Genomic DNA, 18,812 nt, shown 5'->3' on the forward strand with positions numbered 1-18,812 from the left:
CGCGCACTTTCGCGGCGCCGCAACGAGAATCGGCCCCCACCGAGAACGGTGGGGGCCGATTGCGTCGGAGGTCAGGCGGCGTCTGCTTCCTGCTTGCGGTGCTTGCCACCCAGGGACAGAGTGGCCTTCTTCGTGTCGGTCTTCTCGGTCTTCGTCTCGGGCTCGGACGCAGTCTTCGTCTCGGACTCAGACGCCTCAGACGTCTTGGGCTCCGTCTTGGTTTCGGTCTTCGACTCAGTCTTCGACTCGTCCGTGGTGTCGGTCTTCGTCTCAGAAGCGTTGTCCGCGTCGGAGTCCGCCGTCTCCTGAACCTCGGGCGCACGGTGCTTGCCGCCGAGAGTCTTCGGAGTCTCCGTGGTGTCGTCCTCGGTGGCCTCGTCGGCGAGGCTGTGGTCGGCGGTGAGCCGAGCGAGGAACGGGTGCGGGCTGTCGAGAACCGTTGTCGCAGAGTCATCGCCGGCCAGCAGGTTCGGGGCGTGCCGTGACTGCAGTGCCAGCGACGCGGTGCTACCACCGAAGATCTGGTCGATGACGCTCTTGTTGTAGGCGAGCTCGCTCTTGACCGCCGTGGAGATGCCGGGCAGGGCACCCTTCAGATTCGCATGCACGCTGTCGACGTAGGCGGGGATCTCGCTGGTGCGGTTGGTCAGCACGTAGGTGACGACGGAGAGGGGGAGTGAGGCCAGCTGAACGACGGCGTTGGCGGCGGTTCCCACGGCCTTCGAGACGCCGAGGAAATTGTGGTACGGGATGGTCAGCAGCTGCAGCAGCAGGGTGCCCTGGTCGACCGGATCAGACTGAGCGGCAACGCTCTTCACGGCGGCGGTGGTGGCGTTGGGTTGTGCCCCGAACACCTGCGAGATGAGGTCGAGGTCGTACTGGATCTCGGCCTTGACCGCGGTGGAGATCCCGGGCAGCGCACCCTGCAGGTTCGTGCGCACGCTGTCGACGTAGGCGGGGATCTCGCTGGTGCGGTTGGTCAGCACGTAGGTGGCAACCGAGAGCGGCAATGACGCAACCTGCAGGACGGCGTTGACGGCGCTTCCGACAGCCTTCGAGACGCCGAGGACGTTGTGGTACGGCGCGGTCAAGAGCTGCAGAAGCAGCGTCGCCCTGTCGACGCCCGACAGCTCTGCCATCGTGTCGACGGCGTCGACGAGCTTGGCGTCATCGGTCGGTGCCACGGGGGCGTTGAGCGTCCGGAGCGACGGCGGTACCGGATCGAACGTGCTGACCGCGGCTGACAATTCGACGGGGATCGTCGCAGTGGCGCGCACGGGATCGAGGGTGGTCGGGGTCATGGCCGGGGCCGCCAGGCAGGCGGCCGAGACGAATGCCACGAGGGGTTTGCCAATGGACGAGTGCATACCGTCGCCTTCGTAAAGGGGTGTCAGGACGGACGGAAATGTACGTGGCGCGCGCGTGGGCGGCCGGAACGCATTGCAGCGCGCGAGTTCTCGACAGTTGAACGGCTGGTGACTTTCCTGGGAGCTGCTCAGCCTGCGGCCAGTGCGGCCGCTGCGGCGATCGCCGGCTCGGTGATCTCGCCGACGTCGCGGCCGTCTTCGACGACGAACGCCGTCAGCTCCCGCAAGCCTCCCAGCAGAATCAGCGCGATGGCGGGTGACAGCGGCTGCATGCCTGCCCGTCGGAACCCGGGGACTGGCGGTCAACGTCGTCAACAGCTCGGTGAGGTCACCCATCACCTGGCGGTTCAGCGGCCGGGCCACCACGCCCAGGGCGGGTGCCTCGCGGATCCAGCACAGGGTGATCGCCGGGCGCGCACCGATGTGCGTCACGTACGCCTCGACGGCCTGCCGGATCTGGGATCGCCAATCATCTTCGGGCGCAACGGTAGCGCGGATACCGGCGATTAGGTCGGCGTTGTTGCGGCGGAGCAACTCGATCAGGCACTGCTCCTTGCCGGCGAAGTGCTCGTAGAACGTGCGTTTGGACGTCCGTGCCTGCCGGACGATGTCGGCGACGGTGGTGTCGCGGTAGCCGCGCTCACCGATCGACGCGCTCAGTCCATCGAGCAATCGGTCCGGTGTCAGCACTGCTGTCTCGGTCATCTGCACCTCTTGCGGTCACTGGTACCAAACGGTACCGTACCCCACATGAGTGTGGTACACAGCAGTACCAAAGCGTCGGTCACTGATCTACTGCCGCCGGAGCCACGCATCCCGCATGCACTGCAGGGGCTCGGGTTCTCGTTCGCCCGGAAGTGGACAGTGCGTCAGGCCACCCGCCAGTGCGGTGACGTGTTCACGCTGAGCCTGCCGGTGTTCGGTCGGTCGGTGATCGTGGCCGATCCCGTACTGGCCAAGCAGGTGTTCATGGCCAATCCCGATGAGGTGGGCAACATTTCGCCCAACCTGTCGCGGGTGCTCGGGCCTGGGTCGGTGTTCGCTCTCGACGGCACCGATCATCGCCTGCGGCGCAAACTGTTGACCCCGCCGCTGCACGGGAAGAGCATCAAGAACTACGAGCGGATCTTCGAAGAGGAGACGCTGCGCGAGATCCAGACATGGCCGCAGGGAAGGCCTTTCGAGACACTCGAGCCGATGATGCGGATCACCCTGAACGTCATCCTGCGGGCGGTCTTCGGCGCTGACGGTGCGCATCTGGATGAACTGCGCCGCAGCATCCCGCCGTGGGTGACGTTGGGGTCGAGGCTCGCGGTGCTCCCGATGCCCTCGCACACGTACGGGCGGTTCACCCCGTGGGGCAGGCTGGCGGCCTACCGCAGGACCTACGACGAGATCATCGGACGGCTGATCGACGCTGTGGCAGCCGATCCTGACCTGGACTCCCGCGACGATGTGCTCTCGCTGCTGTTGCGCAGCACCTACGAGGACGGCTCGTCGATGTCGCGTGAGGATGTCGCCGACGAACTGCTCACCCTGCTGGCCGCCGGCCACGAGACGACGGCCGCGACGCTCGGATGGGCCTTCGAGAGGTTCAGTCGCCACCCCGAGGTTCTGGGGCAGCTCGCGGCGGAAGCCGATACTGACGACAACACCTACCGGCAGGCGGCCATCCTCGAAGTCCAGCGCACCCGCACGATCATCGACTTCGCCGGTCGACATGTGTATGCGGCGTCGTTCGAACTCGGGGACTGGGTGATCCCGCACGGGTACTCGATCCTGGTGGCCATCAACCAGATACACCGTCGCACTGAGGAGTTTCCGGACCCCATGAGGTTCGACCCACAGCGCTTCGTGGGGCAGCGCCCGTCGACCGTTGCCCACATCCCCTATGGCGGTGGCACCCGACGATGTGTCGGGGCCACCTTCGCCAATGTGGAAATGGATGTCGTGCTACGAACTGTGCTGCGCCACTTCACCATCGAGTCCACCACCGAGCCGGCGGAGAAGCAGCACTTCCGCGGGGTCGCCCACACGCCCAAGCTGGGCGGGCGCATCGTGGTGCACCGCCGCCAGGCAGATTAGGCACCGCCGCCAGGCAGATTAGGCACCGCCGCTGATCACACCTGCGTGCGCTTGGGCAGCTTCCAGCCCGGCCGCGGGAAGTGGCAGGTGTACCCGTTGGGGTAGTGCAGCAGGTAATCCTGATGCTCGGGCTCGGCTTCCCAGAACTCGGGCGCCGGGCTGACCTCGGTGACGACCTTGCCGGGCCACAGGCCGGACGCGTCGACGTCGGCGATCGTGTCGAGCGCGACGTCGCGCTGATCGTCGTCGTCGTAGAAGATCTCCGATCGGTAGCTGGTGCCGACGTCGTTACCTTGCCGGTTCTTCGTCGTCGGGTCGTGGATCTGGAAGAAGAACTCGAGCAGCGCCCGGTAGTCGGTCTGCTCGGGGTCGTAGACGATCTCCACGGCCTCGGCGTGCCCCGGGTGGTTGCGATAGGTCGGGTGGTCGTTCTGCCCGCCGGTGTAGCCGACGCGGGTGGACACCACGCCCGGCTGGCGCCGGATCAGATCCTGCATGCCCCAGAAGCAGCCGCCGGCCAGCACGGCCCGCTTGTAGTCGCTCATGCGCGCTCCTCAGTGGATTCGTCGGATTCGGTGAACAATTCACGGTACTGCCCGTAGCCCTGTGCCTCGAGGTCGTCGAGGTGGACGAAACGCAGTGCCGCGGAATTGATGCAATAGCGCAGGCCGCCCTGCTCGCGCGGACCGTCGGTGAAGACGTGTCCCAGGTGGCTGTCGCCGTGGGCGGAGCGGACCTCGGTGCGGATCATCAGGTGCGAGAAGTCGCGCTTGCTGATCACGTTCTCCGCGTCGACGGGGCGGGTGAAGCTGGGCCACCCCGAACCGCTCTCGAACTTGTCGACCGAGGCGAACAGCGGCTCGCCCGAGACGACGTCGACGTAGAGGCCCGGTTCGTGGTTGTCCCAGTACTCCCCGGTGAAGGGCCGCTCTGTGCCGTTCTCCTGCGTGACGTGATACTGCTCGGGCGAGAGCGCACCGAGCGCATCGGGATTTCTGTTGTAGGTCTGGGTCACGGAACCTCCTCGGGTTGGCACTTGTACAACCGCGAGTGGCCTGCGGTTAGTTCCCGTTGCGGACCTCGTCGACCAGCGTCACGATCTCGTCAGCGACAGCCTGGGGCTGATACAGCATCTGGTTGTGCCCGGTCCCCGGCACGATGACGTTGGTGGTGCCGAGCGCGGCCGCCAACATGTCGTTCGCCTGATGGACCTGGGCTTGGGTGTAGTTGTCGGGCTTGAGGTTATTCGGCGCGGCGAATTTGTCGGCGCTCAGAACGATCGCCGGGACGTGGGGTAGCGGGGGTGCGGCCGCGATCCGCGCGAACGCGTCGTACGGCAGGATCGCTTCCTCTCCGGGCGGCTTGGTGCGCCCGTCGGCGTCGAACGCGTCGTTCTGGTCGGGCCGGCCGACGCTCGGCAGGAATTCAGACGTCGGTTCGGAGAACAGCAGTCCGCTGACGAGTTCCGGATGCTGCCGCGCCAGCAGGTCGAGAACCAGGCCGCCGTAGGAGTGGGCGACGAACATCATCGGGGTCGGCAGCTGCGCCGCGGCGACGAGCGCGACGACGTCGTCGACGTCCTGTTGCACGGTGTGCGGCTGTGCGACGGGGGTCGACCGATCCGGGCCGTCTGGCCGGGTGCCGGGCCTGTCGTAGGAGCAGATGCGCGTCGTCCGCGCGACGATCGGTTGCGTCGCGAGGTCGGTGGGATAGTCGATCGCGGCCTCGTCGACGAGGTCGTAGGGCTGTGATCGAATCGGGTCGTTCGGTGCGATCGACGCGTTCCACGCCTGGCTGTAGCTGCCCATGCCGGGGATGACGAAGACGGTCGGCGAGCCCGCAGCGGCGCTGCCCTGGCAGTCCAAATACAGGCTGCGGCCGCCGCCGATGCCGACCAGCCCGGCGACGTCCTGTGCGAGGGCGGTCGGAGCGGTTGCGAGCGCCACGACGACCCCGACGACCGTCGCGAGCAACGTGTTCACGCCCAGGACGATACGACTGGTCGACAAGACCAGGTAGAACGTGTTCTAGTTCTGGGTGTGACGGGTAGCACTTTCAGTCGCGACGAGCTGGCCGCGGCGTTCGTCGAGTTCGAGCAGACGGTCGATCGCGCGGCGACCACCCGCGACTGGGATCCCTGGGTCGCGCAGTACACCGACGACGTGCTCTACATCGAGCACGCCGCCGGCACGATGCGCGGTCGTGAGGAGGTGCGGCCGTGGATCTGGAACACCATGGAGACCTTCCCCGGTAGCTACATGACGGCGTTCCCGTCGCGGTGGAAGGTGTACGACGAGGACACGGGACGGGTGATCTGCGAGCTCGACAATCCGATGCGCGACCCCGGTGACGGCACGATCATCAGCGCCACGAACATCTCGATCGTCACGTACGCAGGCGACGGCAAGTGGTGCCGGCAGGAGGACGTCTACAACCCGCTGCGGTTCGTCAAGGCGACGCTGAAGTGGTGCCGCAAAGCTCAGGAGCTGGGCACCCTGCCCGACGAGGCCGCGCAGTGGATGGCCGGGGTGACCAGATGAGTGCGTTGGTGATCGGGGCGAACGGCTACCTCGGCAGCCATGTGACCCGGCAGCTCGTCGACTCCGGTGAGGACGTCCGCGTGATGGTGCGCGAGGGGGCCAACACGGTCGGGATCGACGATCTGACCGTCACCCGCTTCGTCGGCGACATCTTCGACGACGCCGTGCTGCGCGAAGCCATGACGGGATGCGACGTCGTCTACTACTGCGTCGTCGACACCCGCGGGTGGCTGCGCGACCCGGCACCGCTGTTCCGCACCAACGTCGAGGGCACCCGCCACGTGCTCGACGTCGCTGTCGAGCCGGAGATCGCGGCCGGGCTGCGGAAATTCGTGTTCACCAGCAGCTACGCGACCGTCGACCGCCGGCGCGGCCACACCGCGACCGAGGACGACGTCATCACCGACGAGCGCTCGCTGACCCCGTATGTGCAGTCGCGCGTCCAGGCGGAGCGGCTCGTCCTGGATTACGCCCGCACCCGCGGACTGCCCGCCGTCGCGATGTGCGTGTCCACCACGTACGGCGCCGGGGATTGGGGCCGCACCCCGCATGGCGCGATCATCGCTGGAGCCGCCTTCGGCAAGCTTCCGTTCGTGCTGGGCGGCATTGAGTTGGAGGCCGTCGGCATCGACGACGCCGCGGCCGCCATGCTCCTGGCCGCGGAGAAGGGCAGGGTCGGCGAGCGCTATCTGATCTCGGAGACGATGATCTCCAACGCCGAGGTGGTCCGCATCGCTGCCGAAGCGGTCGGGGTGCCGGCGCCGAGCCGGACCATCCCGCTGCCCCTGACCTACGCGATGGCGGCGCTGGGCAGCCTCAAGGCGCGCCTGACCGGCACCGACGAACGGCTGTCGCTGGATTCGGTGCGGCTGATGCGCGCCGAAGCCCCGGTCGACTGCAGCAAGGCCCGGCGCGAACTGGGGTGGACGCCCCGCCCGGTCGAGGAGTCGATCCGCGAGGCCGCGAAGTTCTGGGTCAGCCTCCGCTCCGCGAAACGCTGAGTGCTGCCACACTTTGGCGGTGCTCAACGGTTACATCTCGCATTGGTACGACGGGCTCCCCACACCGCGGACTTTTCTGCCGGGCAGTCGTGACGCCGACGTCTGCATCGTCGGCGCCGGCTACACCGGGCTGTGGACGGCGTACTACCTGAAGAAGGCAGATCCGAGTCGGCGCATCGTGGTGCTGGAGGCCAGGTTCGCCGGCTTCGGCGCGTCCGGGCGCAACGGCGGGTGGCTCTCGGGTCTGGTGCCCGGTGATCGCGAGCGGATGGCGAAGCAGTACGGCCGCGACGGCGTGGTGGCCTGGCAGCGCGCCCTCAACGAGGCCGTCGACGAGGTCATCGACGTCGCCGCGAAAGAGGACATCGACGCGGGCATCGTCAAGGGCGGGACGCTGGAGGTGGCCCGTAACCGGGCGCAGGCCACTCGTCTGGCCGCCGCGGCAGCGGCCGAGCGCCGCTGGCAGATCGACGGCATCGAGGAACTCTCCAGAGACGAAGCGCGACAACGCATTCAGCTCAGCGACGTGGTGGCTGCCTACCACAACCCGCACTGCGCCCGGATTCAACCGGCGCAGCTGGTGCGTGGGCTGGCCGACGCCGTCGCCGGTCTCGGCGTCGACATCTACGAGCGCTCACCCGTCGTCGAGATCGCGGCCGGGCGGGCGGTCACCCCGCGCGGCACCGTCACCGCCCCGATCGTGCTGCGCGCGACGGAAGGATTCACCGCAGGGCTGCCGGGGCTCAAGCGTCGCTGGCTGCCGATGAACAGCTCGATGATCGCCACCGAACCCATCCCGGCCCACGTGTGGGACGAGATCGGTTGGCAGGGCAGGGAAACGCTCGGCGACACCGCGCACGGGTTCTTCTACGCGCAGCGCACTGTCGACGACCGCATCGCAATCGGGGGTCGCAGCGTGCCCTACCGGTTCGGCTCCCGCACCGACCGCGACGGCCGGGTGCCCGCGCGCACCATCACCGCGCTGACCGCCACATTGCGCACCGCGTTGCCGCAGGTGGCCGGCATCGGTATCGCGCATGGCTGGTGCGGTGTGCTGGCCGTGCCGCGCGACTGGGAGGCGACCGTCGACTTCGACCGGGCCAGCGGGCTGGGCTGGGCGGGCGGCTACGTCGGCCACGGTGTCACCGCGACCAACCTCGCCGGCCGTACGCTCGTCGACCTCGTGCTCGGCCGTTCGACGCCGCTGACCGAGCTGCCCTGGGTGGGGCACCGGTCCACGCAGTGGGAGCCAGAACCGCTGCGCTGGCTCGGGGTGCGGGGCATGTACCTGGCCTACAAGGCCGCGGACTGGCATGAGGCGCGGGGGGCGCGCGGGCACCTCACCGATCGCCGTCGTCGCCGACAAGATCGCCGGCCGGCCGCACTGAGTGGCGCCGAGGCGTTCAATGGAGTCATGACCGACCGCCCTGTGCTCGAACCGTCGAGCGACCATCCGATCACCGTGACCCCGACCGGACATCGTGTCGTCGTCCGGATCGCCGGCGAGGTGATCGCCGACACCCGCGCCGCGTTGACGCTGCAAGAGTCCAATTATCCTGCGGTGCAGTACATCCCGATATCGGATGTGGATGCCGAGAAGTTGCAGCGCAGCGACACGGGCACGTACTGCCCGTTCAAGGGCGACGCGGGCTATTACGACGTCCGGACCGCCGGCGACACCGTCGCCGACGCGGTGTGGACCTACGAGCAGCCCTACCCCGCGGTCGCTGCGATCGCCGGACACGTCGCGTTCTACCCGAGCAAGGCCGACGTCGTGGTGGAGCCCTAGCCCGGTGCCCCAGAGCAGGACCGCCAGCGTCACGTTCGCCGGCCCCGCGAGTCCGGCGCTGACCCTGTCGCCGATGCGCCGGGGCCGGGCCGACCCGTGCCACCATGACGCGCCCGACGGCGCGATCTGGCGGACCAGCCTGCTGGCCAGCGGACCCGTCACCGCACGGATCGCCCGCGCAGCCGTCGACACCGTCGGCTGCGAGGCGTGGGGGCCCGGCGCCGCGGAGTTCGCCGACGCGCTGCCCGCGCTGCTCGGCGCCGAGGACGACGTGAGCGGGTTCGACCCGCAGGAGCCGACTATCGCGCGCGCCCACCGACGCGTACCGCACCTGCGACTGGGCCGTACGGGGCGCGTGCTCGAGGCGCTAGTGCCCGCCATCCTGGAACAGCGGGTGTACGGCAAGGACGCCCGGCGCGCATGGCGCCAGCTCGTGACCAAGTACGGCGCCCCAGCCCCGGGTCCCGCCCCGGCGCACATGCGGGTGCCGCCGAGCGCCGACGTGTGGCGCCGGGTGCCGTCCTGGGACTTCCACCTCGCCAACGTCGATCCCGGTCGCGCTCGGACGGTGGTCGGCTGCGCGCAACGCGCCGACGCACTCGAACGGCTGGTCCATCGGTCGTGCGAGGCGGCCCGTACGGCGATGATGTCGCTGCCCGGAGTCGGCGTGTGGACGGCAGCCGAGGTTGCCCAGCGGGCCATGGGGGATGCCGACGCGCTGTCGATCGGGGACTACCACCTGTCCACGATGGTGGGCTGGAGTCTGCTCGGCCATCCGATCGACGACGACGAGATGGTCACGCTGCTGGCGCCCCTGGCGCCGCACCGCCATCGCGCCGTCCGATTACTGGAAGTCAGTGGGCTCGCGGTGAATCCGCGTTTCGGGCCGCGGGCGGCGATCCCGAATCTTGCTGAAATGTGACGTTCGGCGCAGGGGATTATCGCGCCGACGGCCCGGGTACACGGGGCGGGACATACGAAGGAGCTGTTACATGACTACGTTCACCGTGCCCGGCCTGTCCGACAAGGCGGGCGCCGAGGTCGCCGAGTTGCTGCAGAAGGCGTTGAGCCGCTACAACGATCTGCACCTGACGCTCAAGCACGTGCACTGGAATGTGGTGGGCCCCAACTTCATCGGGGTTCACGAGATGATCGACCCCCAGGTCGACCTGGTCCGCGGTTATGCCGACGAAGTCGCCGAGCGTATCGCCGCCCTCGGCGCCTCACCGCAGGGCACTCCCGGAGCCATTCAGAAGGACCGCACCTGGGACGACTACTCGGTCGGTCGCGACACCGTGCAGGCGCACCTGGCCGCCCTCGACCTCGTATACGTCGGCGTCATCGAGGACACTCGCAAGAGCATCGAGCGGGCCGGCGAGCTCGACCCGATCACCGAGGACATGCTGATCGGCCACGCCGCCGAGCTGGAGAAGTTCCAGTGGTTCGTGCGGGCGCACTTGGAGAACGCCGGTGGTCAGCTGGCCAACGAGGGCAAGACGACCGAGAAGAGCGCGGCCGACGCCGCTAAGAGCGCCTGAGCCGTCAGTTCGCCGCCAGATCTGGGCTGCCGCCGGGGAGCGCGTCGTCGCGAACAGGACGATCGGCGAGCTCCTCGGCGGTGCCGAACAGGTACGGGTAGGCGACGCCAGCGAGCGCGGCACCGATCAGCGGCGCGATCCAGAACACCCAAAGCTGCGCAGGTGCCCCGTCGCCGTTGAAGAACGCGACGCCGGTCGACCGGGCCGGGTTGACCGAGGTGTTGGAGATCGGGATCGAAATCAGGTGGATCAGCGTCAACGTGAGGCCGATCGACAAGCCCGCGAAGCCCTTCGGCGCGCGATCGTCGGTCGATCCGAGGATCACAAGCAGGAAGATGAACGTGAGCAGCACCTCGGCGACGAGCACCGCCACGAGTGAGTAGCCGCCGGGGGAGTGGGTGCCGTATCCGTTGGCGGCCATGCTGCCCGTGGCGCTGAACCCGTCGCGGCCCTTCGCGATCACGTAGATCGCGGCACCGGCCACCACTCCGGCGACGACCTGGGTCAGCCAGTAGCCCGGTAAGACTTTCCACTCCACCCGCTTGGCCAAAGCGGCGCCCAGCGTGACCGCCGGGTTGAAGTGACCTCCGGAAATGGTGCCAAAGGCGTACACGCCGGTCAGAACCGTCAGGCCGAACGCGAGTGAGACGCCCACGAAACCGATCCCCAGCGACACACCGTCACCGGAGAGGAACTTTGCGGCGAAGACGGCACTGCCGCATCCGCCGAACACGAGCCAGAACGTGCCGATGAACTCCGCTGCAAGTCGATGCAGCATCGTCGGTGCGCGCATCATCAGTGACCTTCTTCCGCCGTCGGGGGCTCCACGGTGACACGGTCGGATGCCCGCTGGCCGCGCCGTGTCCGAACCGATGCGCTTTGGAAACGAAGGGTTCACCGAGGTCAGCGGTAGGCGGTCAACCGTCCGGCCAGGGCGGTGCGGCCATCCGAACCGACAGCGACGACGTCGGTGGCTGCGCTCCGCCGACCGACGCGCGTCGGCACCGCGCTGTAATGCGCCCCCGCTCCGCCGTGCATCGGCCGGAAGAAGTTCACCCGCAGCGAGCCGGTGACGAACTCGGGGCCGGCGCCACTGTTCAGTGCCGCCGATCCAACGAGCTCGAGGCCCATCGACGACACCCCGCCGTGGACCGCGCCCACGCCGTTGTAGACCGCGGGATCGTCGCGTTGGACGAGCACCGCCGCGGCACCGCCCGCCTCACCGACCTCGACGGCCATCCGGTCGGCGAGTCGCGGGCCCACTGGCGTCACATCCGGTTCGTCGGCGTCGTCGTCGGGCCATGTCGTGAACGTCTGCGGTGCGGGAATGTAGAACGAGCGGACCGTCGCCGTCGCGATCAGTACGCCGCCGACAGACAAGTCGCAGAGCGCCAACGCGGTCGTTCCCTTCGGTCCGACGGGTCGTGCGACGCCCAGCACGGGGTGATCGGGCGCGGCGGCGATGGCCTCGGCCGCCCCGGGAGCGACCTCGAGGGACAACTCGCTGGACACCGTCCACTCCTGCGCCGATCGGCGGACGTGATTGGCGGCGCCGGCGACGTGGTCGACGAGCATCGCCAGGGGGGCGACGGTGGGCAGCCCGGTGAGCGGATTGACCAGACCGGCGATCGGAATGGACGCCGTCGCCAGGTCGGGATCGTCGTCATCGGTCTCTATCCCGAAACGACCGAGAGGGTGGTTCAGCGGATAACGCACCCAGCCAGCCTGACCGGCGCGCCTCGTCCGTGCAGCGGTGGGGTCGCCACTGTCGTTGATCATGCTGCGGCACAGGGTGTTTGGGGCAACGGATGCACGCCGGGCGCCCTCGGCGGAACCCTCAGCCGTTCGGGCGCCAACTCTAAGAATCTCGCCAGGCTTTCAGCAAATGCTGTGGCGACCTCAGATGCACCTCATGGCAATGGTGAGCAGTTCTGGCAAACACCGCGTGCGGTCTTGCGGAATATGTGACGTGGCTCTCACTTGGGGCCTCAGCTCTTTGCCGGGGTGAAAGACCGTCCATGGCAACGTTATTCGTCTGTGACCTGGCGGCAGGCCGCGCAGGGCGAAGGTTCGACGGACGAATCTCGTTAGGCTCCACTAAGTTGGCATGTCAGGGGCCCTTTGTCATATCGTTTTGAGCACTTGTGGCGCGTGGAAAAAGGGCCGGCGTTCAGTGCTGCACAAAGGCCCCTCCGCCGCCGCCCCGGCTAACGTTCTCGCGCCGAGGTGTCTAAGAAATAAGGTAGGTGGGAATGGCGCCCAGTCCTCAGGGCCTGTACAACCCCGCATTCGAACACGATGCGTGTGGCGTGGCCATGGTGGCCGACATGCACGGCCGCCGCAGCCGCGACATCGTCGAAAAGGCCATCACGGCGCTGCTCAACCTCGAACACCGCGGCGCCCAGGGTGCCGAACCGAACACCGGTGACGGCGCAGGAATCCTGCTGCAGGTCCCCCACGAGTACTTCCAGGCGGTCGTCGACTTCGATCTGCCCGAGCCGGGCAGCTACGCCACCGGCATCGCGTTCCTGCCGCAGTCGTCCAAGGATGCCGCGACGGCCTGCGAATCCGTCGGCAAGATCGCCGAGGCCGAGGGCCTGCAGGTGCTCGGCTGGCGCGACGTCCCGACCGACGAGTCCTCGCTGGGAGCGCTGGCACGCGATGCCATGCCGACCTTCCGCCAGGTGTTCCTCGCCGGCGCCAGCGGTATGGACCTCGAACGCCGCGCCTACGTGGTGCGCAAGCGTGCCGAGCACGAGCTCGGCACCAAGGGGCCAGGCCAAGACGGCCCCGGCCGCGAGACCGTCTACTTCCCGAGCCTGTCCGGGCAGACCTTCGTCTACAAAGGCATGCTGACCACCCCTCAGCTCAAGGCCTTCTACCTCGACCTGCAGGACGAGCGCCTCACCAGCGCGCTCGGCATCGTGCACTCCCGGTTCTCGACGAACACGTTCCCGTCGTGGCCGCTGGCGCACCCGTTCCGGCGCGTCGCCCACAACGGCGAGATCAACACCGTCACCGGTAACGAGAACTGGATGCGCGCCCGCGAGGCGCTCATCAAGACCGACATCTTCGGTTCGGGCCAGGACATCGACAAGATCGTTCCCGTCTGTACCCCCGGGGCGTCCGACACCGCCCGCTTCGACGAGGTACTCGAGCTCCTGCACCTCGGCGGCCGCACTCTGCCCCACGCCGTGCTGATGATGATCCCCGAGGCCTGGGAGCGCCACGAGTCGATGGACCCGGCGCGGCGGGCGTTCTACCAGTACCACTCCTCGCTGATGGAGCCCTGGGACGGCCCGGCGGCGGTCTGCTTCACCGACGGCACCGTGATCGGTGCGGTCCTCGACCGCAACGGTCTGCGGCCCTCCCGCATCTGGGTGACCAACGACGGACTCGTCGTGATGGCCTCTGAGGCCGGCGTGCTCGACGTCGACCCCGCCACCGTCGTGCAGAAGATGCGTCTGCAACCCGGCCGCATGTTCCTCGTCGACAACCGCACAGGGGCGCATCGTCGACGACGAGGAGATCAAGGCCGAGCTGGCCGCCGAGCAGCCGTACCAGGACTGGCTCGACGCCGGCCTGTTCAAGCTCGAAGAACTGCCGCCCGGCGACTACGTGCGGATGCCGCACCACCGCGTCGTGTTGCGCCAGCAGATCTTCGGCTACACCTACGAAGAGCTCAACCTGCTGGTCGCGCCCATGGCGCGCACCGGCGCCGAGGCGCTCGGTTCGATGGGCACCGACACCCCGATCGCCGTGCTCTCCGCACGGCCGCGGGTGCTGTTCGACTACTTCCAGCAGCTGTTCGCCCAGGTCACCAACCCGCCGCTGGACGCCATCCGCGAAGAGGTAGTGACCAGCCTCGCCGGCACCGTCGGCCCGGAGGGCGACCTGCTCAACCCCGACGCCGAGTCGTGCCGCCAGATCGCGCTGTCGCAGCCGATCCTGCGTAATGCCGAGCTGTCCAAGCTGATGTGCGTGGACCCCGACCACGAGATCCGCGGTCACAAGCACGGCATGCGCGCCGCGGTGATCCGCTGCCTCTACCCCGGTCAACCGCGGTGGCCGCGGGCTCAAAGAGGCACTCGACAACGTCCGCGCCAAGGTGTCCGCCGCGATCCGCGACGGTGCCCGCATCATCGTGCTCTCCGACCGCGAGTCCAACGAGCAGATGGCGCCGATCCCGTCGCTGCTGTCCGTGGCTGCGGTGCACCACCACCTGGTCCGCGACCGGACCCGCACCAAGGTCGGCCTCGTCGTCGAGGCCGGTGATGCCCGCGAGGTGCACCACATGGCGTGCCTGGTCGGCTTCGGCGCAGCCGCGATCAACCCCTACATGGCGTTCGAGTCGATCGAAGACATGGTCGACCGCGGGGTCATCAGCGGGATCAGCAGCGACCAGGCCAAGGCCAACTACGTCAAGGCCGCCGGCAAGGGTGTGCTCAAGGTGATGTCGAAGATGGGCATCTCCACGCTGGCCTCCTACACCGGTGCGCAGCTGTTCCAGGCCATCGGCATCAGCCAGAAGCTGCTCGACGAGTACTTCACCGGACTGAACTGCCCGGTTGGGGGCATCGACCTCGACGACATCGCAGGCGACGTCTCCGTCCGGCATTCGCTGGCGTACCTGGACCGCCCCGACGAGTGGGCGCACCGGGAACTCGAGGTGGGTGGCGAGTACCAGTGGCGCCGCGAGGGCGAGTACCACCTGTTCAACCCGGACACGGTGTTCAAGCTCCAGCACTCCACGCGCACCGGGCAGTACGAGGTGTTCAAGGAATACACCAAGCTGGTCGACGACCAGAGCGAGCGGATGGCCTCGCTGCGTGGGCTCCTCAAATTCCGTGCGGGCGAACGCCCGTCGATCCCCCTCGAGGAGGTCGAGCCGGCCAGCGAGATCGTCAAGCGGTTCTCCACGGGCGCGATGAGCTACGGCTCGATCTCGGCCGAAGCGCACGAGACGCTGGCCATCGCGATGAACCGGCTCGGCGGCCGGTCGAACTCGGGCGAGGGCGGCGAGGCCACCGCGCGCTTCGACCGCGACGAGAACGGTGACTGGCGACGCAGCGCGATCAAGCAGGTCGCCTCGGGCCGATTCGGCGTCACCTCGCACTACCTGTCCAACTGCACCGACATCCAGATCAAGATGGCCCAGGGTGCGAAACCCGGTGAGGGCGGCCAACTTCCTGGGCACAAGGTGTACCCGTGGGTGGCAGAGGTGCGTCACTCCACCCCCGGTGTGGGGTTGATCTCGCCGCCGCCGCACCACGACATCTATTCGATCGAGGATCTCGCTCAGCTGATCCACGATCTGAAGAACGCCAACCCGCAGGCCCGCGTCCACGTGAAGCTGGTGTCGGAGAACGGTGTCGGCACGGTGGCGGCGGGCGTGTCCAAGGCGCACGCCGACGTGGTGCTGATCTCCGGCCACGACGGCGGCACCGGCGCCACCCCGCTGACATCGATGAAGCACGCCGGCGCACCGTGGGAGCTGGGACTGGCCGAGACGCAGCAGACGTTGCTGCTCAACGGTCTTCGCGATCGCATCGTGGTCCAGGTCGACGGGCAGCTCAAGACAGGCCGCGACGTGGTGGTCGCCGCACTGCTCGGCGCCGAGGAGTTCGGCTTCGCCACCGCCCCGCTGGTGGTGTCGGGCTGCATCATGATGCGCGTCTGCCACCTCGACACCTGCCCCGTCGGCGTCGCCACCCAGAATCCGCTGCTGCGGCAGCGCTTCAACGGCAAGCCCGAATTCGTCGAGAACTTCTTCATGTTCATCGCCGAAGAAGTTCGGGAACTGATGGCGCAGTTGGTTTCCGGACGGTCAACGAGATGGTCGGCCAGGTCGGCGCGCTCGACACGGCCAAGGCCGCCGAGCACTGGAAGGCGCACAAGCTCGATCTGACCCCCCGTTCTGCACGAACCCGACTCGGCGTTCATGAACCAGGACCTGTACTGCAGTTCCCGGCAGGACCACGGGCTGGACAAGGCGCTCGACCAGCAGCTGATCGTGCAGTGCCGAGAGGCTCTCGACGGCAGCGCGCCCGTGCGCTTCTCGACCACGATCGCCAACGTCAACCGCACGGTCGGCACCATGCTGGGCCACGAGGTGACGAAGGCCTACGGGGGACAGGGTCTTCCGGACGGCACGATCGACATCACGTTCGAGGGTTCGGCGGGAAACAGCTTCGGCGCGTTCGTCCCCAAGGGCATCACGCTGCGTGTCTACGGTGACGCCAACGATTATGTCGGCAAGGGCCTCTCGGGTGGGCGCATCGTGGTGCGTCCACCGGAGAACGCCCCGGCCGACTACGTCGCCGAGGACAACATCATCGCCGGCAACGTCGTGCTGTTCGGCGCGACCAGCGGGCAGATGTTCCTGCGCGGCCAGGTGGGGGAGCGGTTCGCCGTGCGCAACTCCGGCGCCCACGCCGTCGTCGAGGGCGTCGGTGATCACGGCTGCGAGTACATGACCGGTGGACGGGTCGTCATCCTCGGCCCCACCGGCCGCAACTTCGCGGCCGGTATGTCCGGCGGCATCAGCTACGTCTATGACCCCGACAACGTCCTGGCCGACAATCTCAACGGCGAGATGGTGGCCTTGGAGAGCCTCGACGACGAGGACACCGAATACCTGCGCGACATCATCGCGGCGCATGTGGACGCCACCGATTCTGCCGTGGGACAACGGATTCTGGCCGACTGGGACGCCCAGTCCGGTTCCTTCACCAAGGTGATGCCCCGCGATTTCAAGCGTGTGTTGCAGGCCATCGCCGAAGCGGAACGCAACGGAGACGATGTGAACGAGGCGATCATGGCGGCCGCAAGTGGCTGATCCGCGCGGTTTCATGAAGCACACCCAGCGGGAGACGCCGCAGCGTCGGCCCGTCGACCTGCGCCTGCGGGACTGGAAAGAGGTCTACGAGGAGTTCCCTCCCGACCATCTGCAGGTTCAGGCCGCCCGATGCATGGACTGCGGTATCCCGTTCTGCCACAACGGTTGCCCGCTGGGGAATCTGATCCCGGAATGGAACGACCTGGTCCGCACCGACCGGTGGCGTGAGGCCATCGAGCGGTTGCACGCGACCAACAACTTCCCGGAGTTCACTGGGCGGCTGTGCCCGGCGCCGTGCGAGGGCTCGTGCGTGCTCGGCATCAACCAGGACCCCGGTGGACCATCAAGCAGGTCGAGGTCGAGATCATCGACAAAGCCTTCGACGAGGGTTGGGTGCTTCCGTTGCCGCCGGAACGTCGGACCGGCAAGAAGGTCGCGGTTGTCGGCTCGGGCCCGGCGGGACTGGCTGCTGCGCAACAGCTCACCCGCGCAGGCCACGATGTGACGGTCTTCGAGCGCGACGATCGCATCGGCGGTCTGCTGCGCTACGGCATCCCCGAGTTCAAGATGGAGAAGCGCCACATCGACCGGCGCCTCGAGCAGATGGAAGCCGAAGGCACCCAGTTCCGCACCGGCGTCAACGTCGGGGTGGACATCACTGCCGCGCAGCTGCGTTCGCAGTTCGACGCTGTGGTGTTGGCCGGCGGTGCGACGGCGCGGCGGGACCTGCCGATCCCCGGGCGTGAGCTCGACGGCATCCACCAGGCGATGGAGTACCTGCCGTGGGCCAACCGCGTGCAGCTCGGCGATCCCGTCGCCGACGACGACAACCAGCCGCCGATCACGGCGAAGGGCAAGAAGGTCATCATCATCGGCGGCGGTGACACCGGCGCCGACTGTCTGGGCACCGCGCACCGCCAGGGCGCCGAGCACGTGCACCAGTTCGAGATCATGCCGCGGCCGCCGGAGACCCGCGCGGATTCGACACCGTGGCCGACGTATCCGCTGGTGTACCGGGTCACCTCCGCACACGAGGAGGGTGGCGAGCGCGTCTATTCGGTCAACACCGAAGAGTTCTTCGGTGAGAACGGCCGCGTGACGGGCCTGCGCGGCTACGAGGTCGAGATGAAGGCCGGCAAGTTCGAGAAGGTCGAGGGCACCGAGTTCGAGATGGCCGCGGACCTCGTGCTGCTGGCGATGGGCTTCACCGGCCCGGAGCGCGAAGGCCTGCTGACCGACCTCAAGGTCGAGATCAACGAGCGTGGCAATGTCGGGCGCGACTCGCGGTTCGCCACGTCGGTTCCCGGGGTGTACGTCGCGGGCGACATGGGTCGGGGCCAGTCCCTGATCGTGTGGGCGATCGCCGAGGGCCGCGCGGCGGCCTCCGCGGTGGACACGTACCTGATGGGTCACACGGCTCTGCCGGCGCCCATCAAGCCGACCGCGGTGCCGCAGCGGTAGTCGAATTCTCGCTCGCGCATCGAGCGTGCACGGGTGGTCGTGATCGCATCGATTTCACAACCACCACGGCACGCTCGGTGCACGAGACGGTCAAGGAACTGTTTCGCGCTGTTAACACCAGTCACATGAGTCACACCAGAAACAGCATATTTTTGTCCGGCGTGCCTTCCGGTGTTTGCCAGCAGTCAGGTAT

At 67.8% G+C, this 18,812-nt stretch carries 12 protein-coding genes and 4 pseudogenes; 9 read left to right on the top strand and 7 right to left on the bottom strand.

The window, feature by feature from the left end:
• Window positions 1-71: 71 nt before the first annotated feature.
• Together PGN37_RS17430 and PGN37_RS17435 are read right to left on the bottom strand one after the other, a co-directional pair.
• Complete coding sequence (locus tag PGN37_RS17430; RefSeq protein WP_335332252.1) at window positions 72-1,367, bottom strand: hypothetical protein; 1,296 nt, start codon at window positions 1,365-1,367, stop codon at window positions 72-74.
• 128 nt (window positions 1,368-1,495) lie between these two features.
• Window positions 1,496-2,072: pseudogene (locus PGN37_RS17435) on the bottom strand (TetR/AcrR family transcriptional regulator).
• A gap of 45 nt (window positions 2,073-2,117) precedes the next feature.
• Between PGN37_RS17435 and PGN37_RS17440 the strand changes: the two are divergent.
• Window positions 2,118-3,452: a cytochrome P450 gene (locus PGN37_RS17440; RefSeq protein ID WP_335332253.1), complete on the top strand. Its 1,335-nt coding sequence runs from the start codon at window positions 2,118-2,120 to the stop codon at window positions 3,450-3,452.
• Between the two features lie 35 nt (window positions 3,453-3,487).
• Here the strand turns inward: PGN37_RS17440 and msrA are convergent, their stop codons facing one another.
• Genes msrA through PGN37_RS17455 form a run of 3 tightly spaced genes read right to left on the bottom strand, consistent with a single transcriptional unit; the run spans window position 3,488 to window position 5,434 of the window.
• Complete coding sequence (gene msrA, locus PGN37_RS17445) at window positions 3,488-3,997, bottom strand: peptide-methionine (S)-S-oxide reductase MsrA (RefSeq protein ID WP_335332254.1); 510 nt, start codon at window positions 3,995-3,997, stop codon at window positions 3,488-3,490.
• The gene (gene msrB / locus PGN37_RS17450) at window positions 3,994-4,467 is read right to left on the bottom strand and encodes a peptide-methionine (R)-S-oxide reductase MsrB (RefSeq protein WP_335332255.1); all 474 of its coding nucleotides are present in this window, start codon (window positions 4,465-4,467) and stop codon (window positions 3,994-3,996) included. Before msrB ends, msrA begins: the two co-directional genes overlap by 4 nt.
• 46 nt (window positions 4,468-4,513) lie before the next feature.
• A complete protein-coding gene (locus PGN37_RS17455; protein WP_335332256.1) occupies window positions 4,514-5,434 on the bottom strand; it encodes an alpha/beta fold hydrolase in 921 nt (306 codons plus the stop codon).
• Window positions 5,435-5,491: 57 nt separating this feature from the next.
• Between PGN37_RS17455 and PGN37_RS17460 the strand changes: the two genes are divergently transcribed.
• From PGN37_RS17460 to PGN37_RS17485, 6 genes and pseudogenes are all read left to right on the top strand, one after another.
• The gene (locus PGN37_RS17460; RefSeq protein WP_335332257.1) at window positions 5,492-5,992 is read left to right on the top strand and encodes a nuclear transport factor 2 family protein; all 501 of its coding nucleotides are present in this window, start codon (window positions 5,492-5,494) and stop codon (window positions 5,990-5,992) included.
• The gene (locus PGN37_RS17465) at window positions 5,989-6,993 is read left to right on the top strand and encodes an NAD-dependent epimerase/dehydratase family protein (protein WP_335332258.1); all 1,005 of its coding nucleotides are present in this window, start codon (window positions 5,989-5,991) and stop codon (window positions 6,991-6,993) included. The genes PGN37_RS17460 and PGN37_RS17465 overlap by 4 nt, the downstream gene beginning before the upstream one ends.
• Before the next feature lie 13 nt (window positions 6,994-7,006).
• A pseudogene (locus tag PGN37_RS17470) lies at window positions 7,007-8,381 on the top strand (NAD(P)/FAD-dependent oxidoreductase).
• Between the two features lie 26 nt (window positions 8,382-8,407).
• A complete protein-coding gene (locus PGN37_RS17475) occupies window positions 8,408-8,782 on the top strand; it encodes a DUF427 domain-containing protein (protein WP_335332259.1) in 375 nt (124 codons plus the stop codon).
• Between the two features lie 73 nt (window positions 8,783-8,855).
• Window positions 8,856-9,704 carry a DNA-3-methyladenine glycosylase family protein gene (locus PGN37_RS17480; protein WP_335332277.1) on the top strand — a complete coding sequence of 283 codons (849 nt, stop codon included), beginning with the start codon at window positions 8,856-8,858 and terminating at the stop codon, window positions 9,702-9,704.
• 70 nt (window positions 9,705-9,774) lie between these two features.
• Complete coding sequence (locus tag PGN37_RS17485; protein ID WP_335332260.1) at window positions 9,775-10,320, top strand: Dps family protein; 546 nt, start codon at window positions 9,775-9,777, stop codon at window positions 10,318-10,320.
• A 4-nt stretch (window positions 10,321-10,324) separates the two neighbouring features.
• Here the strand turns inward: PGN37_RS17485 and aqpZ are convergent, their stop codons facing one another.
• Entirely contained in the window at window positions 10,325-11,113 is a 789-nt protein-coding gene (gene aqpZ / locus PGN37_RS17490) for an aquaporin Z (protein ID WP_335332278.1), read from the bottom strand.
• Window positions 11,114-11,223: 110 nt separating this feature from the next.
• The gene (locus PGN37_RS17495) at window positions 11,224-12,036 is read right to left on the bottom strand and encodes a PaaI family thioesterase (RefSeq protein ID WP_335332261.1); all 813 of its coding nucleotides are present in this window, start codon (window positions 12,034-12,036) and stop codon (window positions 11,224-11,226) included.
• A 536-nt stretch (window positions 12,037-12,572) separates the two neighbouring features.
• Between PGN37_RS17495 and gltB the strand changes: the two are divergent.
• A pseudogene (gltB, locus tag PGN37_RS17500) lies at window positions 12,573-17,158 on the top strand (glutamate synthase large subunit).
• Window positions 17,151-18,619, top strand: a pseudogene (locus PGN37_RS17505) (glutamate synthase subunit beta). Before gltB ends, PGN37_RS17505 begins: the two co-directional pseudogenes overlap by 8 nt.
• Window positions 18,620-18,812: the final 193 nt, after the last annotated feature.

The sequence above is a fragment of the Mycobacterium kyogaense genome, assembly GCF_036946525.1.
GTDB classification, from domain to species: domain Bacteria; phylum Actinomycetota; class Actinomycetes; order Mycobacteriales; family Mycobacteriaceae; genus Mycobacterium; species Mycobacterium kyogaense_A.

Coding starts and splice junctions, on each gene's coding strand:
- PGN37_RS17475 (WP_335332259.1), top strand. CDS start 8,408: ATGACCGACCGCCCTGTGCTCGAACCGTCGAGCGACCATCCGATCACC.
- PGN37_RS17465 (WP_335332258.1), top strand. CDS start 5,989: ATGAGTGCGTTGGTGATCGGGGCGAACGGCTACCTCGGCAGCCATGTG.
- PGN37_RS17440 (WP_335332253.1), top strand. CDS start 2,118: ATGAGTGTGGTACACAGCAGTACCAAAGCGTCGGTCACTGATCTACTG.
- PGN37_RS17430 (WP_335332252.1), bottom strand. CDS start 1,367: ATGCACTCGTCCATTGGCAAACCCCTCGTGGCATTCGTCTCGGCCGCC.
- aqpZ (WP_335332278.1), bottom strand. CDS start 11,113: ATGCGCGCACCGACGATGCTGCATCGACTTGCAGCGGAGTTCATCGGC.
- msrA (WP_335332254.1), bottom strand. CDS start 3,997: ATGAGCGACTACAAGCGGGCCGTGCTGGCCGGCGGCTGCTTCTGGGGC.
- PGN37_RS17485 (WP_335332260.1), top strand. CDS start 9,775: ATGACTACGTTCACCGTGCCCGGCCTGTCCGACAAGGCGGGCGCCGAG.
- PGN37_RS17480 (WP_335332277.1), top strand. CDS start 8,856: ATGCGCCGGGGCCGGGCCGACCCGTGCCACCATGACGCGCCCGACGGC.